At 44.5% G+C, this 17,230-nt stretch carries 15 protein-coding genes; 5 read left to right on the plus strand and 10 right to left on the minus strand.

Features of this window, described 5'->3' with window-relative positions; translation table 11 throughout:
• Position 1 precedes the first annotated feature (1 nt).
• The 8 genes from Q0081_RS14570 to Q0081_RS14605 all read right to left on the minus strand — a co-directional run bounded on the left by Q0081_RS14570 (position 2) and on the right by Q0081_RS14605 (position 8,184).
• Positions 2 to 865, minus strand: coding sequence for an SDR family NAD(P)-dependent oxidoreductase (locus tag Q0081_RS14570; RefSeq protein ID WP_298354685.1), 864 nt, complete (start codon positions 863 to 865; stop codon positions 2 to 4).
• Positions 852 to 2,174 carry a histidinol dehydrogenase gene (gene hisD / locus Q0081_RS14575; RefSeq protein ID WP_298354687.1) on the minus strand — a complete coding sequence of 441 codons (1,323 nt, stop codon included), beginning with the start codon at positions 2,172 to 2,174 and terminating at the stop codon, positions 852 to 854. The genes Q0081_RS14570 and hisD overlap by 14 nt, the downstream gene beginning before the upstream one ends.
• Before the next feature lie 30 nt (positions 2,175 to 2,204).
• Complete coding sequence (locus Q0081_RS14580) at positions 2,205 to 2,972, minus strand: SDR family NAD(P)-dependent oxidoreductase (protein WP_298354689.1); 768 nt, start codon at positions 2,970 to 2,972, stop codon at positions 2,205 to 2,207.
• Position 2,973: 1 nt separating this feature from the next.
• Positions 2,974 to 3,744, minus strand: a complete 771-nt coding sequence (locus Q0081_RS14585; protein WP_298354691.1) for an SDR family NAD(P)-dependent oxidoreductase — start codon at positions 3,742 to 3,744, stop codon at positions 2,974 to 2,976.
• Entirely contained in the window at positions 3,741 to 4,781 is a 1,041-nt protein-coding gene (locus Q0081_RS14590; RefSeq protein ID WP_298354693.1) for an SMP-30/gluconolactonase/LRE family protein, read from the minus strand. Before Q0081_RS14590 ends, Q0081_RS14585 begins: the two co-directional genes overlap by 4 nt.
• A gap of 1 nt (position 4,782) precedes the next feature.
• Complete coding sequence (locus Q0081_RS14595; RefSeq protein ID WP_298354695.1) at positions 4,783 to 5,919, minus strand: FAD-dependent monooxygenase; 1,137 nt, start codon at positions 5,917 to 5,919, stop codon at positions 4,783 to 4,785.
• A 27-nt stretch (positions 5,920 to 5,946) separates the two neighbouring features.
• Positions 5,947 to 7,074 carry a S9 family peptidase gene (locus Q0081_RS14600; protein WP_298354697.1) on the minus strand — a complete coding sequence of 376 codons (1,128 nt, stop codon included), beginning with the start codon at positions 7,072 to 7,074 and terminating at the stop codon, positions 5,947 to 5,949.
• Between the two features lie 120 nt (positions 7,075 to 7,194).
• Positions 7,195 to 8,184, minus strand: a complete 990-nt coding sequence (locus Q0081_RS14605; RefSeq protein WP_298354698.1) for a VOC family protein — start codon at positions 8,182 to 8,184, stop codon at positions 7,195 to 7,197.
• Positions 8,185 to 8,504: 320 nt separating this feature from the next.
• On the opposite strand from Q0081_RS14605, the gene Q0081_RS14610 reads away from it, so the two are divergent.
• From Q0081_RS14610 to Q0081_RS14630, 5 genes are all read left to right on the plus strand, one after another.
• Positions 8,505 to 10,157 (plus strand): T9SS type A sorting domain-containing protein, encoded by a 1,653-nt coding sequence (locus Q0081_RS14610; RefSeq protein WP_298354700.1) that lies wholly within the window; start codon positions 8,505 to 8,507, stop codon positions 10,155 to 10,157.
• Positions 10,158 to 10,172: 15 nt separating this feature from the next.
• Positions 10,173 to 11,792: a metallophosphoesterase gene (locus tag Q0081_RS14615; RefSeq protein WP_298354702.1), complete on the plus strand. Its 1,620-nt coding sequence runs from the start codon at positions 10,173 to 10,175 to the stop codon at positions 11,790 to 11,792.
• A gap of 10 nt (positions 11,793 to 11,802) precedes the next feature.
• The gene (locus tag Q0081_RS14620) at positions 11,803 to 13,137 is read left to right on the plus strand and encodes a YHYH protein (protein ID WP_298354704.1); all 1,335 of its coding nucleotides are present in this window, start codon (positions 11,803 to 11,805) and stop codon (positions 13,135 to 13,137) included.
• A gap of 7 nt (positions 13,138 to 13,144) precedes the next feature.
• The gene (locus tag Q0081_RS14625; protein ID WP_298354706.1) at positions 13,145 to 13,693 is read left to right on the plus strand and encodes a YbhB/YbcL family Raf kinase inhibitor-like protein; all 549 of its coding nucleotides are present in this window, start codon (positions 13,145 to 13,147) and stop codon (positions 13,691 to 13,693) included.
• Positions 13,694 to 13,907: 214 nt separating this feature from the next.
• Positions 13,908 to 14,861 carry an RraA family protein gene (locus Q0081_RS14630; protein WP_298354708.1) on the plus strand — a complete coding sequence of 318 codons (954 nt, stop codon included), beginning with the start codon at positions 13,908 to 13,910 and terminating at the stop codon, positions 14,859 to 14,861.
• 314 nt (positions 14,862 to 15,175) lie between these two features.
• Here the strand turns inward: Q0081_RS14630 and Q0081_RS14635 are convergent, their stop codons facing one another.
• Together Q0081_RS14635 and fahA are read right to left on the minus strand one after the other, a co-directional pair.
• The gene (locus Q0081_RS14635) at positions 15,176 to 16,030 is read right to left on the minus strand and encodes a flavin reductase family protein (protein ID WP_298354709.1); all 855 of its coding nucleotides are present in this window, start codon (positions 16,028 to 16,030) and stop codon (positions 15,176 to 15,178) included.
• Positions 16,031 to 16,039: 9 nt separating this feature from the next.
• Entirely contained in the window at positions 16,040 to 17,227 is a 1,188-nt protein-coding gene (gene fahA, locus Q0081_RS14640) for a fumarylacetoacetase (RefSeq protein WP_298354711.1), read from the minus strand.
• Positions 17,228 to 17,230: the final 3 nt, after the last annotated feature.

A 17,230-nucleotide genomic window follows, 5' to 3' on the forward strand; every position in this document is an offset into this window, starting at 1 on the left:
TCTATTTTAAAAGTCTACCCCCGTCAACGGTAATGATATTACCGGTGGAGAAAGTTAGAGAAGTGGCTAACGCATAAACCGCATTGGCCACATCTACGCCTGTTGCAAAACGCCCAAGCGGTGTATTATCCATTTGCTTTTGCAGGAATGTTGGGTCGAAATTCTTGGTATATTCACCTTCTACAAAGCCGGGTGAAACAGATACCATTCTTATTTTGGGGGCTAAAACCCGTGCCAATGAACGTGTCATAGAATCAATGGCTGCTTTTGAAGCACAATAGGCCACATTACTTCCAATACCGGAAATACCTGCAATGGAGGAAATATTTACAATCAGAGAAGATTCATTTCTTTCATCCGAGCCTTTTTCTAATAAATCTTTGGTGGCTCGCACCATCGCAAACGAACCTCTGAAATTGGTCTCCATGATTTTATCGATCCACTCATCAGTCAAGCCTTCCAAATCATCATGCGGTACCGGTGTGGTAATGCCGGCGTTATTCACTAATACATTTAACTTTCCATATTTTTCTGACACAAAGTCCTTTAAATCAGCCACTTTTTGTGCATCAGTTGTGGGAGCGTGGAAAATTGAATTGCCAGCCCCCCCCGCCCGCGCGGCGTACCGTCCCAATGGGGGAGCTATTTGTTCGCTAATTTTATTCAATTCTTCCAATAGTTTCTCTGCTTTTTCGGAATTGCTATTATACGTCGCAATGACTGCAAAGCCGTTTTCGGCAAACTTTCGGCAAATCGCAGAGCCGATTTCTCCTGCCCCACCGGTGACGAGGACAGCCCCCCCCGCCCGCGCGGCGTACCGTCCCAAAGGAGGTGCTATTTCTTCGTTATTTTTAATTCTTTCCATAAGCAACTGTATTAGTTCCCCCTTTGGGGGTTAGGGGGCTATACTTACGTACCCGCAAATCGGCTTGTTCTTTATGGCCTGAGAAGTTTTCTATTTCGCATAATCGGGAGCAATATTCGCCGATCATCGCGCTGGCTTCGGGCGTTCTGATTTCCTGATACGTACAGGTTTTCAGGAACTTACCAACCCAAAGCCCACCTGTGTAGCGTGCTGCTTCACGAGTTGGTAAGGTATGGTTAGTGCCGATCACTTTGTCGCCGTAGGCTACGTTGGTTTTATCACCGAGAAATAAGCCGCCGAAATTGGTCATTTTATCCAAAAAATAACGCGGATTTTCGGTCATCACCTGTACGTGTTCGCTCGCGATGCGGTCGGCTTCTGAGACCAATTCATCCACGGTATCTACCAAAATCACCTGTCCGTAATCCCGCCACGACACGATCGCCACATCCGCCGTGGGCAACACCGCCAATTGACGTTGAATTTCCGCTTCGATGCCTTCGGCAATGGTTTTACTGGTGGTCAACAAAATCGCGGGCGAGGTAGGGCCGTGTTCGGCTTGACCAAGCAAATCTGTCGCGCAGGTTTCTACATCGGTGGTATCATCGGCAATGACGAGCGTTTCCGTTGGTCCGGCAAACAGGTCGATGCCTACCTTTCCGTACAATTGGCGTTTGGCTTCGGCCACGTAGGCATTTCCTGGGCCCACCAGCATATCTACGGGCTGAACGGTTTCGGTACCCAAGGCCATCATGGCAATGGCCTGCACACCGCCCAACAAATAAATCTCATCGGCTCCGGCCATGTACATCGCCGCCACGGTTGCGGCAGGAATTTTGCCATTGATGGGCGGCGTACAGGCAATAACGCGTTTTACCCCCGCCACTTTGGCAGTCAATACACTCATGTGCGCCGATGCTACCATCGGATAGCGCCCGCCCGGTACGTAGCAGCCGACTGAATTGACAGGAATGTTTTTATGCCCCAAAATCACGCCCGGTAAAGTTTCCACTTCGACGTCTTTGATAGATTCCCGCTGAATTTGGGCAAAATTACGGATTTGGGTTTGGGCAAATGTGATGTCTTCTATGACCTGCTCGGGCAACCCGGCGATGATTTGTTGGATTTGTACCGACGATAATCGAAAGCTTTCGGGCGACCATTTATCCAGTTTCTCCGAATATTCTCTGACTGCTTTGTCGCCGTTAGCGGCCACATTTTCCAACATATTTTCTACCAAAGCCCGAACTTTCATATCGGCTTCTTTGCTTTCCGCGTAGGTAATCCCTTTTTTTACTTGTTGTATCATTTTCTTAATGGGGAAATTTAAAAATAGGTTTTAGGCAAACGCCCCGCCATCCACTGCCATAGCATGACCGGTAATAAAAGTGGATTCGTCCGAACACAGCCACAGCGCCACATCGGCTACTTCCTGCGGTTGGCCCATGCGTTTCATGCGTTGAAGGTTTTTGGCCTGTTCCAATGCCTCCGGATTATAGGCCAATTTTCGCCGCCCTTCCATCAGCATCGGTGTTTCAATGGCGGTGGGGCATATCGCATTGACCCGAATATTTTGGGTAGCGTACTCAATCGCGGCCGTTTTGGTGATGCCCACAACGCCATGCTTTGATGCTGCATAAGGCACATTGGTGGGCTGTCCGACTAAGCCGGCCGCCGAGGCAATGTTAACGATGTTTCCGCCACCCTGTACGAGCATTTGAGTGAGTTCCGCTTTCACGCAATACCAGGTACCCGTCAGGTTGATGGTTATCATTTGCAACCAATCATCTTCGGGGTATTCGTGTGTGGGTAAGGAAACTGTACCGGCAATTCCGGCGCTGTTCACTGCACAATCCAAGCGCCCGAAAATTTCAACGGTGGTTTTCACCGCATTTTCTACGTCTGTTCGCTTCGAAATATCCACTTTCAGCGCAATGGCTTCTGCTCCAAAAGCAAGCAATTCCGCCAAAACCGCTTGGGCTGCGGCTTCGTTGATATCGGTCACGACCACTTTTCCACCTTCCCGTCCGAAAGACAAAGCCGTCGCTTTTCCGATTCCCGAGCCGGCTCCCGTCACAAAGCACACTTTATCCTGAAATCTTTTCATATCAATTTCCGTCGCTGATGGTGGTTCCACCGTCTACAATAATGTTTTGTCTCGTTATAAATCCGCCGGCTTTAGATGCCAATAGGACGGCCACTCCCGCAATTTCTTCCACCTCTCCCACTTTACGCAATGGGGTTTGTGAAAGTCGTTTTTGCATAAATTCCCGATTATTCATCAGTCCCTGTGAAAAAGGAGTATTAATCAATCCCGGTGAAATGGCATTTGTTCGAATATTATCCGGGCCGTATTCAACCGCAAGATTCTTAACCAATTGAATAAGTCCTGCTTTCGAGATACCGTAAAGACCAAGATTTTTATTTCCGCGTACTCCCGCAATACTTGCCAGATAAATAAGCACTCCGTCTTTTTGAGCCTGCATGGAAGGAAGTACTAATTGCGTCAGGTAAATCGCCGCCTGCAAATTCAGGTGCATTATTTTATCAAAGGTGTCGGCATCTATGTCCATCAATCCTCCCACGGGAGCCATACCTACTCCACTGACCAAAATATCAACCCTACCGAATGCTTCAATGGAACGCTCAAATAGCCGGTCGATGTCTTCTTTTTTAGAGAGGTCGCACGGACTTCCTACTACGTCTATGTCTTGGTTTTTGAAAGAATGGACAGAATTTTCAATGCCTTCTTTGTCATTGCTCGTAATGATGATTCGTGCTCCATGCAACCCCATTGCTTCGGCAATGGCTCGACCCATGCCGCTTGATGCTCCGGTAATCAGAGCAATTTTTTCCGTTAAATCGAATAAATATTTCATCGCCAATGAATCATTTTTTGTCCGGCAACGGGGCTTTGGAAATAAGGAATTTTTGCTCCTCTTAAACTCCCGAGGTAAACGGTTTTCAAATCCGCCCCGCCAAAACTGAGGCTGGCCATCCAAGGGCAGACCTTCCCTTGCGTAGCGGCTAAAATTTCGGGCGTAACGCAGCGATTTTCGTAGGCGTCAAACAATCGTTTTTTCGTTTCCGGGTCGCTGTCATCCAACAAGGTGATTACTTCCCCTTCGGGTGTGATGGCAATGAGTTCATCGGTAAAAATGAGGGTAACCCACAAATTCCCAAAGGCATCAAAGGCAAATCCATCGGGAAAGCCGCCCAACTTTGACGGTCCGTATACTTCTCTTCCGTACAGGTCGCCGTTGGGTTTTACGCGCATTCTTGAAATTTTCCACGCCGTACTTTCCACCACGTAGAGCCATTCTTCGTTGTCATCAAATCGAATTTCGTTCGTTCCGCAAAAACCATCGGCTACCATTCTAACGCCTTTTTCGTCCATCAAAGCGATGTAGCCGTCAGTCGCGCGGGTATTGATTTGGTCCGACCACGGCTCGGTTTGGGTCGTGACCGTAAACCAAATTCTACCTTTGGAATCTCGCAATGGAAAGTTGGTTTTCCCCAAGGGTTTTCCATCAATTTCCGTTAAAACGGTCGTCAATTTTCCATCGCGGGTCATTTTTTCGATGTGATTGGTTCCCCAATTGGCAATGATAAAATCCCCGTTTGTGTCAAAACAAATTCCGTTGGGTAATGAACCCACAGCTTGGATATAAACAGCCCCCCACCCCCCAATGGGGGCTGTTTCGATTTTTAACCCAATGAATTGCTGACTTGTAAATACTCCCCCATCGGGGGCTGGGGGGCCCAGTTTCACCACGCCGCCGCGTGCATCTGCCGTCCAAACTGTGCCGTTGGGTTCGGTCAGAATACATTCGGGGCGTTGCAGATCGTGGCCCAGGTATTGAATCTCCTCACGGTTTACCCGCCAATTTTTCAGCGGGTTTTGCAGGGCTGCCATTCTAAATGGGAGCGGTTAATGCCATTCCGGTTTTACCCATAAGCATACCCATGTTTGCCCCTTCCGGGAGTGGTTGGTCGTTGTATTCCAGTAACTCCCAAGCGCCTAAGGTTTCGGAAACATCCACCACCATCATGCAACGCTCATAACGACGTTTCATGTATCGATAGAAAATCGCTTCCACTTCCCCTTCTTTTTGTAACTCTTCTATCAACACCACGGCATCTTCAATGGCTAAGGCTGCGCCTGAGCCTAATTGTGGAATGGTGGTGTGAGCTGCATCTCCCAAAACAACCACTCTATTTTTATACCAAGGAGCCGGCATTTTGAGCGTCTCTAATGCTCTGTAATTAACCAGTTTAGCATCGGTTACCTGAGGAATCAGCTCTTGAACGATAGGCACCGGATAAGCCGACATATACCCTTTCAGTTTTTCAACTAATTGGTCTTCCGGAATCAGGGGGTTATCACCTTCGGCAGAATTTAAAAATATATAACACGACTCGGTCGTCATCGGGATCACCCCAAGTTTGTGTTTTTTATTGAAGAAAATATAACCGGTATCCAAGTCGGCAGGGCGTTTGAATGGATAACGCCATACGGATAAACCTACATAAGTTGGTTTGAATTCTCCAAAAATGAGTTTCCGTACTTTTGAATGTACACCATCGGCGGCAATCACAATATCATAGCTATCCGTGGTACCGTCCGTAAAAGTAACATTGGCAATATCGGGCTGATTATCAATTGATTCTACAGTAGCCCCCATCCGATATTTTAATCCGATTTTCTGCGCTTCCTCAAATAAAACATCGTGAAGAATGCGTCGGGAAATACCGTTATGGCTCGGGAACCTGCCAATGGGCGGTGTGCCGGCTTCGCCGATCTGAACCCCGTGAGGTAAACACAATTTTACTTTGCCATACGGAGAGCCTCTTCGCATTACCTCATCGGCTACCCCAATGGCATCCAACGCTCTAAGGGCATTGGCTTGCTGAATGATACCGACCCCATACACATTAAACTCCGAAAGGATTTCTACCAAATCTACCGCAAAACCTGCTTTTTTTAAACCAATGGCTACCGACTGACCGCCAATTCCTCCGCCAACGACCAGCACTTTGTTAATTTTTGTCATTTTATTCGTGGTTGGAAATTAAATGGGTTATGCTTTTATTTTTTCAGCGATCCAATCGTACATATTGAAGGTTTTGGTGAAGTCATCTACCGAACAGTGAGCCGAGCCGCTTTCATTTTTAGGAACAATCTCCATGACGTGCTCGCAGGTAAGAACTTCGTTTACTTTGTAGGCATTTTCTACAAAATTCTGACGGTCGTCTTCGCCGTGTAAAATATAAGTAGGCATTCTGATTTTTTCTGCGACGCCCTCCAGTGTAAAGTTTTTGAGTTTTTCACGGGCCTCTGTCATATTTTCAGCGCCCACGATATGCTGAACGATCTCGGCCAAAGGGTGATTATCAGGGCGATTTTTCCAAATGTCATAATACGACCAAACAGCCCCAAAAATCATACACACCTTGAAACGGGGCTCGAAAGCTGCACAACGGGCCGCCATGTATCCCCCCATTGAAACGGCCCCGATACCCACCCGCTCTGTGTCCACTTCGTCTTTCAGGTTTTCGATAATGTACTCCAATACCGCCGTTCCGGGTACATTGTAATCGTAACGGGTATGAAGGTGATTGAGACGCAAAGCGGCTCCCTGTCCCGGGCCATCTACTGCCATCATCGCAATACCGCGCTCATTGAGGTGCTGGGCAATGCCAAAATATAATTCCTCAGCCAAACTGTCCAGTCCGCCAAACATGACGACCACGGGAGGGTTTTTCACACCGGTCGGTTTGAACAGATACGCGGGCAAAAAAGACAGGTTCGCCTGCCCGGCCTCAAAAGGTATCTCCATTTGAAGGGGTTTTTCATCAAAAAGATGAATGGCTTTGATGAACGCATCACGACATTTTAAATAATAAGGAATCTTGCGTTCATCACGGAGCGTCATAAAAAATTCGGCGGTACGCAGGTAGTTGAACGCTCTGAGATAGGTTCTTCTGGCAGACACTCGCTGACCCGATTGGGCGTATTTTTCCGCTATATCATAGACTTTATCCCCCATTTTCACCCATGCTTTGTTGAAGCTTTCGCGATCAGCTGGATCTATTTCACTTGCAACTTCCAATATTTCCGCAAATTCGCCGCCACCGTAGTGTGCCTGCGTCAATGCTCTGTTTACCTGATAAGAGGGCATGTACTGCCCCGGAAAATAATGCCACATGTTCTTGCGATTAGGATTTTTTGAATGACGAATTATTCGAATGACGAATGGGTTCAAATGAGTACGAATAATTCGTTATTCAAAATTCGTCACTCGTCATTCGCTCATTCGTCATTACTCTTAAATATCAGCCGGCTTTACCACACCGTCAGTTAGTCCAAGCTTCTTGCCTTTGCCCATTTCGGCAAAAGGATTAGCACTGCCCCAGGCGTCGTTGGGGTTATCTTTCAGGTAGTGAACATCCAAATGGTCTGGCGCGAAGACCAAACGGGCACAGGCGTAATATTCAAACAAAATACCGCTGCCTGGGTCAATAATATAAATGAAGAATCCTTCGTCAGCTTTGTGGCGGGTCGGAGAGCCCATTACGCTCTTGTAGCCTTTTTCAATAAAATAATCAAGGGCTAAAAGTACTTCTTCACGACTATCTACATTCCAACAAATATGATTTAACACGCCTTCATTTTCGCCGATATTCGGATCCGTAAAGACTGCAATATCGTGCGAAAGATTACCGATTGTGTGTAGCCCGCCAATGGGCGGAATATCGTCCGTAATGCGGATCTCGTCGGGGTTTTTCAAACCGAACGTCTGCCAAAACGCTTTTTCTGCGGCATACTTTCCTTTGGCTACCATGTACGTCACGTGGTCGAAACGGCGAGGATTAGCTCCTTTCAGACGATTGCTCGAATAGCGGTCAGCGTAGACACTGCCTCGTTCGCCCGTTTCACGCAACCAAACGACATCCCAAAAAACCTCGTGGGTATGCCCATCTGGCGACTGAAACCGGTAGGCTTTTCCGTGTCCTAAATCGCCTTCAACCCAGCCTCTTCCAGCCCCTAAGCTGTCAATGTGTGCTACACACTCCTCCAACGCTTCGGGGCTATCGGCGCGCCAGCCAATGTGCCCCAAGCCCGAGGCGGCGCTTTGGGTTAATTTTAACGTATGATGAAAATAATCGCCCCAAGCCCGGAGGTACACAGAGTTATTTTCTCTGCCTGTTTCATCCATTCCGACAATATCGCGGAAGAAATGAACTGATTTATCGAGGTCGGTTGTCAATACCTCCACGTGTGCTAATTGCGAAAAGTAATGCGGGTTCTTTGCCACTAACGTATGTTTTTAAGATTGAATACTGCTTTGATCGCATCGCCGATGCGTCGGATTGCCGATGCGATAGTTCTATTTTTCAATGCAAAAATCCAATAATTTAATCGGTTACTAATAATCTAAAAGAAGCTAATATTCAACAAAATCAATCCATTTTCAATTTCAATCTGCGAAAACAGCATAATTTATACATTTAATCAGTCAATCACCTCGCTTTTCAAACGAAAAATTATTATCAAAAAATGGAAAAGCCATTAAACCAAAGGCATCTGTTTTTCATCTAATTGACATCGTATATAATTTTACTCTAAACCTAACTTATGTCTAATACCTTTTACCTACTCCTTTTAATATTCTGTTCCCAAGCATCCCTGTTTGCCCAAACCAAGTCCATTATCTTGGGCCGACCCACCGACAAAACCATTACGGTAAGTGCGTATTTTGACCAAAATGTTGAGTTTTATGTAGAATACGGCACAAAAACTGGGGAATATGCCGCCAAAACAGCCAATATCCTCAATAAAGCCAAAACACCCAATCACGTCGAAATTCAAGGCTTAAACCCCAATACCAAGTATTTCTACAAACTCCGTTGGCGATTGCTTACCACAAGCAACTTTTCTGCCACCCCCGAATATACTTTTCAGACCCAACGAGCAGCCAATACTACCTTTAAGTTTGTGGTAGAGGGCGATGAACACCTGCACGATAAAAAAGGGGTGCCGAATTTGTTCAGAATCACGCTTCAAAATATGCTCAAAGCCGAGCCTGATTTTATGGTTTCGATGGGCGATATGTTTGGCGATGACCACACGCCTAACACCACCACCAGTGCCGACATGGATTTTTATCATCGTGACCTGCTGCAATACCTCACCGAAGCCTGCTATTCGATGCCGTTCTTCTTTTGTTTGGGCAACCACGAAGGGGAATTTGGGTATTATCTCAAACAAAATCCACCCAACAACATCGCCGTTTATGCCACCAACTGGCGTAAATTCTACTTTGCCAATCCGTTTCCGAATGGATTTTATACGGGCAATAGCGTCAAGGAAGCACACGGTATGGACTTGCCCGAAAACTACTATGCTTTCACTTGGGGCGATGCCCTGTTTGTTGTTATAGATGTTTATCGGCATTGCGACATCAACGAAAAACCGCAAAACTGGGATTGGACACTCGGCAAAACGCAGTATGATTGGTTAAAACAAACCCTCGAAACCAGCAAAGCCAAGTACAAGTTTGTGTTTGGGCACCATACCCGTGGGCAGGGTCGTGGGGCGGTTGTTACGGCCAAAGATTACGAATGGGGTGGTAACAACGGCAAAAGTACATACGAATTTGACACGCAACGCCCGGGCTGGGGATTGCCCATTCATCAGTTGATGGTCAAAAATGGGGTGAATATATTTTTTCAGGGACACGACCACCTTTATGCCAAAGAATCGTTAGACGGCTTGGTTTACCAAGAGACACCTATGGCTTGCGACTCTACATACACCATTGGTATGCTGGCCAATGCCGATGCATACACCGACGTAAAACTGGACGGTTCGGGGCACTTGGTGGTCACAGTTTCGCCCGAAAATGTCAAAGTCGAATACGTTCGTGCTTACTTGCCTGCCGACACCAAAGATGGAAAACACAAAAATGGCGAAGTGGCACATAGCTACACCGTTGTGGCAGGCAATACAATGCCTAACCCCAATCAGGTGATTTTGGGTACCAACGCAGTTCCCAACTCGGCCAACGAAATGAAGGTTTACCCAAATCCTACTTTCGATAAATTGAAGGTAGAATTACCTGATAATACAGCAACCTTTGAGATAAAAGTGTTCGATGCCTTTGGTAAAATGATTTTGCAGTCGCAGTCACCCGAAATAGACATGAGTTCGTTTGCAAGCGGAACGTACCTGCTGTATGTCGAAACCAAAAGCGAAAAATTGACCAAGAAAATCATCATAACTCATTAAAAAAGAGACGTGTTAATGAAAAAATATTTTTTCATATCCTGCCTATTTTGGGGAATTGGGGCGACAGTTTTTGCCCAGAATTTCACCGAAATCTTAGGTCGCCCCACCAACAAATCCATCACGATGAGCATCTTATTTGATGCCGCTACTGAGGTTTATTGGGAATATGGTACAACTTCGGGAAACTATACGCAAAAAACAGAAACGTATAAACTCGCTGCTGATACCCCCTTAGAGGCTGAATTGACAGGTTTAAATGCCAATACGAAATATTTTTACCGTACTCGTTACAAGGCAAGTGGCGCAACGGGCTTTTTGATGGGAACAGAGCGCACTTTTCAAACCCCACGACCTCCAGGAAGTACTTTTACGTTTGCCGTGGAAGCCGACCCCCACCTCGACGAAAACACTACCCCCGAATCTTATACGCTGACTCTAAAAAATATTTTAGCCAAAAAGCCTGACTTCCTGATTGATTTGGGCGATGATTTTATGGTGGATAAATTGGCCGTAAAATCCCAATCCGAAATCACAAAGCGTACGATTTACAACCGCCCGTTTTTCAATGAAGTTTGTCATACCGTACCGCTTTACATTGTTTTAGGCAACCACGAAGGCGAAGCGGGGTACTTTTTAAACGGTACAGCCAACAGCGTTCCCGTAATGGCCACCAATACCCGTAAGTTGTACTATCCCAACCCCGTACCCAATGAGTTTTATAGTGGCAACGAAACCCCCGAAACCTTCGTGGGGTTGCGAGAAAATTATTACTCGTGGGAATGGGGCAATGCGCTTTTTGTAGTGCTTGACCCCTATTGGTATTCTGCTAAAAAAACAGCTTGGGGTTATACCCTTGGCGACAAACAATTCGAGTGGTTTCAGAAAGTATTGAGCACCAGCAAAGCCAAGTTTAAGTTTGTGCTTTGTCATCAGTTGGTAGGCGGCGGGGTGGATGGTTTAGATGGTCGAGGTGGCACTGAAGTAGCGCATCTTTACGAGCAAGGTGGCTACAATCTCGACGGCAGCTATGGTTTTGATACCAACAGACCAGGCTGGAAAAAGACCATCAATGCCATTATGAAAGAAAACAAAGTGACCTTGTTTTTGCACGGCCACGACCATTTTTATGGAAAACAGGAAAAAGATGGTCTTATTTTTCAGGAAGTACCCCAACCTTCCGCCAAAAATATCACTAACATAACGGGTACAGAATACGGCTACATTGACGGAGTTTTGATGCCCAACCGTGGTTTTTTACAGATAACCGTAGGCAACGAAGATGTGAAAGTAGAGTACATTCGCACGTATTTGCCCAGCGAAGAAAAAGGCAATGTAAAAAACGGGGAAGTGGCACACAGCTACACAATAAGTGCCAACGTAGTAACGGGCATTAACGAAATAAAAGAAAAAGAGTACTTAAAAGTTTATCCCAACGCCACCAAAGGCATCGTAAAAATAGAGTTTGCCGAACCCACCACCAACTTCGATGTCAGACTTGTCAATACTTTGGGTCAAATTTTATTAGAAACCAAGCAAAATGAGCTTGATTTAAGCCAATTTCCCAACGGTACTTACTTGCTCAATATCTGGACTGAAAAATACCAATTTAACCGAAAAGTCGTTGTAAGCCACTAAAACCTGAATCATGAAAAACCTTATTTTATTTTTTGCCTTTCTTTTTACCACCACCCTATATGCCCACGTAGGTGACCACACGCCCGACCGAGGCATTGTTTATACCATCAACGGAAAAGAGGTAGAAGGGCATTTTTTGATGAGCCGAGATGATAAGGTATTCATTGAATTACAAAACGGAAAGGTGATTTCGGCACCTCTCAACGATTTTTCGTTTAGAAACCGCGAAAGCCTGAGCGAGAAAATTGCGGCATTGAAAAAGTTGAATCGAGAAAAAAACAAAGTCAAAGAAAGTAGCTCAATCAACAGATTATCAGCCGTTTTGTCGCTTTTCTTCTTTACGTTGTTTCTTTTTCTTATCAAAAAAATAGAGAACATCGGCTTTGCCAAATTAATGTTTATTTGTACAAGCATTGGCGGGTTTCTGTATGCGTGTAAGACCACCGAAGCTGTTGTAACCCCCAACCCAAATACCCAAACAACCATCGCCAAAACCGACCCTGCTTTTATTGAAGCAGTATATAGTCCATTTAAAAGTAACGTCAAAACACGCTACGACAATACTTATTTTTACATCGAATCAAACGGGCTACCTACCCACAACATGATGGTAGGAATTACGAGTTGGCAGCAACAAGTGCCTATCCCACAAGACTATACGGGCACTAATTCTTGGTCTATTCCGCTCAATCCTGAGTTGGCCACTACCCCTTTGAGCCTCAAAACCAATTTTATGAAAGGCGCCGTAGCCATTGCCCCCAATGGTATCCCGATTTTTAACCCACTCAACAACCGAGGCGAAGACGCTTTTATCATTGGCGAGCTCGACAAATGGGGCGGACATTGCGGTCGTGCCGACGATTATCACTACCACATAGCCCCCCTACATTTTGAAGCAACAGCAGGCAACAATCCCATTGCGATGGCACTCGATGGTTTTCCGATTTATGGCTCAAAAGAACCCGACGGCTCGGCCACGCTGCCCTTAGACGAATACAACGGCCATGACTACAAAGGCTCGTATCACTACCACGCTACTACCAAGTACCCTTATTTTATGGGGGCCATGCGAGGAAAAGTAACACTCGACCCCGCTACACCTGCCCCCGAAAATCAGATAATTCCGCAAGCTAAAACTTCGGCGATACGCCCAGCAGGCGACCCACTCAAAGGGGCGTCCATCACTGATTTTAAAACCACAGGCACAAATGCGTATTCGCTCGAATACACACTCAACAACCAAAAAGGGTATGTGAATTACAGTTGGGACAATGCCGGCAATTTTACCTACACATTCATTGGCACCGACGGAAAATCAACAACCTCTAAATACACAAGAAAATAATTTCAACATGAACGCTTTCAAATTCAGCGCCTTGGGCATTTTAATGGTTGTTTTGTTGGGATGTAAGAAAGACACCCAAGAGCCTACACCTGCCGACAACGGCATGTTTAGCTTGCAAAGCACAGGGGTAACCAACGGGGTGTTGGCTGCCAAATATACCTGCGACGGACAAAGTTACGCCCCACCGCTATCATGGGCCAATGCCCCAACCAGAACAAAACAATTTGCCATTACAATGCACCACATTCCACCCACGGGCGACAAGCACGTTTATTATTTGTTGTACAACATTCCATCAACCATCACTTCACTGCCCGAAAACAACACCACACTCGGACTTTTTGGCATTAACACCGTTAACGGAAAAAACACCTACACGCCACCCTGTTCGCAGGGGCCAGGGGCTAAAATTTACGTCTTGACCGTTTATGCACTTTCAGAACAGCCCGTCATAAGCGTTGCCCCCTCAAAACTAACGATGGACATCCTCACCGAAGCCATGAGCAAAATCACCTTAGCCAAGTCAGAATTGTCGGTGAGTTATACGCGGCCGTAGCGAAAGTAATTTCAAAAACTAAATCATGTTCAATTTTTCCTGAAAGAACTCAAGAACTGACAAAAGAAGCAGGGTTTTTCTACCAGTTCGACGATGCCAAAACAAAAGAATACCAAGAAATATTTAAATTTTAACACCAATAAATCAGTAAATTTGGTGTGATTGGGTATTCCAATAGTAAGTATCCAATTTTCAAACCTTTAATCTTTTTCTTATGAGACACATTCTTTTTTGCTTATTCATTTTTACCATTGTTATCTGCAACAGCATTGACGCAACTGCCCAATACAACCGAGTGGCAATGAATCGTGAATACATCATTTCACTTACTCCACAGTGGAAAGGCGAGCGCCTGCCTGATGGAAGACCCTTAGTATCAGACAATTTACTGGAAAGACTCAAAAAAGTAGTATTGACTCACGCTTGGGGAGGTTTGAAAAAAAACAAATTTAATAATCAGTACCAAGGGAATTGGATGATGGTCAACCCCGATAAAAATACCATCATGACTGGGCGGGCGGTAACGGCGCAGTATATGCCACTGCGGCCTGATTTTGGCGATGTCATCAGAAAAGTGGGCTTGGCAGAAGGACACGGCGAAAAAGCCCTATCGAATGTATGGCCAATAGAAATGCTGAAAGATGGAGATGTGTACGTAGCTGATGGTTTTGGAAAAATGAATGAGGGAACCCTCATCGGCGACCGATTGGCCAACTCTATCTACTCAAAATCAAAACGTGGTGTGGTATTTTGGGGTAGCGTACGGAATTTGCAGGAGATTCAGAAAGTGGAAGGATTTAACGGTTGGATATTGGGAAATCACCCATCTGCCATCAATGAAGTGATGCTCACCTCCATCAATGCGCCCATCCGAATCGGTGATGCCACTGTATTACCTGGAGATGTAGTTTATGCCAGTCCGTTTGGAACTCTTTTCCTACCTGCTTATTTGGTGGAAGGCATCGTATTAGAAGCAGAAATAAGTAATCTTCGTCACGTGTACGGAATCATGCGTAACAAGGCGGGTGATTGGACTACCGGTCAGATAGACAGCGACTATACCCCGCAAATGAATAAAGAATTTCATGACTATTTGAGAGGTTTGCCGGACAACAAACTGCCCATGCCTCGCAAAGAACTGAATACCTATTTGGACGCCCACAAATAAGTCAGTGGGATAATATTTAACCGTAAATCAAATCATCTGACCGTCTAAATCAACAGGCGGTCAGAATGAAAATTAGATTCTTTGGATCAATAGTGCGCTACAAATTTTAATGTAAAATAATGCGTCAATTCGCTGGAAACGCACTTTTGCATATATAGCTAATTTATCGCAGCGGCGAACCGTTTCAATATCTGGTAATTTGCCCATACACGCATAAAAATAACTCCTAAAATTTAAAAACTTCATTTTAAGCAAATGGACGGTTTAAATGAATTTTAAAAATGTAGCGGAGTATTGAATTAAGCAAGAAAAAATCAAAATTTTGATTGGCTAATTAACGCGAGCCAAGCTTCTTTTATCTTACCATTTATTAAAAATTTTTTAGCCATTTCTTTAAAATTTTCACTTGGATTTTCTTTAATAAAAATAGCAATTTCTTCCTCAGTAGGTAAGTTTTCAATATTCCCTAATCTACCTAAATCATTGCCAGAAAATGATGAATCATTTTTAATAAAATCAGGAATGGCATCAATGCCAATACCTTTATGAACACTTGGCTTGGCAACTGCAAATAAGGCATCACCTGAAGCCCTCACATACCAATCGCCCCCCAGACGAGCCACCCAATCTGTTTTGGTTTGGTCAATTTTGCCATTTTCGTCTAAAATGTCCTCAGAAAAATGGGCCAAAACTACTTCACAGATTACTAAATTTGGCGAACCGCCTTCTTGACTCATTTGTATAACTTGTTTCACTTTACACTCAAAGGCCGCTTTCGATTCTAGAACTCTTGGTGGTTTCACCATAACAGAAGCAGCCTCAGTAAAGCCACCTTTTACAAATTCGTTGATACCCTTTTCATATTCGCAACTCGCCAGCGACATTTGTTCTACCATCGCAAAATCGACCATATTAATGACCACCTCATCGTGTTCAAGTACATTTTCGAGGGTATGTTTTTGACTGCCGTCTCTCACACGTCTATTTGGTGAAAAAATAAGTGTAGGCGGATTGGTACCAAATACATTAAAAAAACTAAATGGACTCAGATTCACTTTTCCGTCTTTATCAATAGTTGACGCAAACGCAATAGGCCTTGGGGCTATTGAGCTTTGTAAATAACCATGCAAAACTGCCACGGAAACTTCTTTGGGGTTGATAGTTAGCATAATTGAAATTTACTTAGAAGGTAATATGGTTGTTCTTACTTCGCCAAAGTCAACACTATAATCCTCATTTACAGCATATCCTTTTATAACAATGGTATCACCATCTTCTAAAAATGTGCGGGTGCTACCGTCTGGCAATGCAATAGGATTTTTACCGCCCCAACTTAGCTCCAATAATGAACCATAACTATCAGGCGTTTTTCCTGAAATAGTACCTGAACCCATCACATCACCTACATTGAGATTACAACCGTTTACAGTATGATGAGCTATCTGCTGAGCCACCGTCCAATACATATTTTTGAAATTTGACTTGCACAATAATACTTCAGTCTGTGTTTTATCAGCATTTGGAATGAGGTAAACCTCCAGTGTAATATCAAAATTTTTGCGATTTTTTTCTTGCAAATAAGGCAGTACTTCTGGATTTTGAACCTCGGCATCTACTCTGAATGGTGCTAATTCTTCAATAGGTACGACCCAAGCGGCTATGGAAGAGAAAAAGTTTTTGGCTAAAAATGGCCCAAGGGGAACGTATTCCCATCTTTGAATATCTCGTGCAGACCAATCGTTAAACAAGCTAAATCCAAATACATAATCTTCTGCTTGATTAACATCTATAGCGTTTCCAATTTCATTGTTTTTACCAATGATGGTAGCCATTTCTAATTCTATATCAAGCCTTTTACTTTCAGAAAAAATAGGCATTGTAGTATCGCTGGCATTGACTTGACCTTTTGGTCTATAAAAGTTTTGACCTGATACAAATATAGAACTCGATCGCCCATGATAGGCCACTGGAAGGTGCTTCCAGTTAGGCAAAAGTGCATTGTTTGGGTCTCTAAACATGACGCCAACATTGTAAGCATGCTGCTCTGATGAATAAAAGTCTGTATAATCGCCAATTCTAATTGGTAAATGTAAATTTGCCTCTGTTTGAGAAACCACACAATTTGGGTATTCTTCAAGGTTTATGTTTTTTAAAATTTGAGTTACTGCATTCGTTTTGTCTTTGCCAAGACTGATAAAGTCATTGAGAAAATCATTTTCAAATACAGAATTATCAATTTTTAATGCTTCAAAAACATTCTTTTCCGCCAAAAGAAATAGATCAACAATTTGCCCTTGTATTTTGGCTGCTAATCTTTTCGGGTTTTCTTTAATGCTATATATGCCAAAGGCGATTCCTTGTTTCATTTT

This window comes from Runella sp., assembly GCF_027484545.1.
In the GTDB taxonomy this organism is placed as follows: domain Bacteria; phylum Bacteroidota; class Bacteroidia; order Cytophagales; family Spirosomataceae; genus Runella.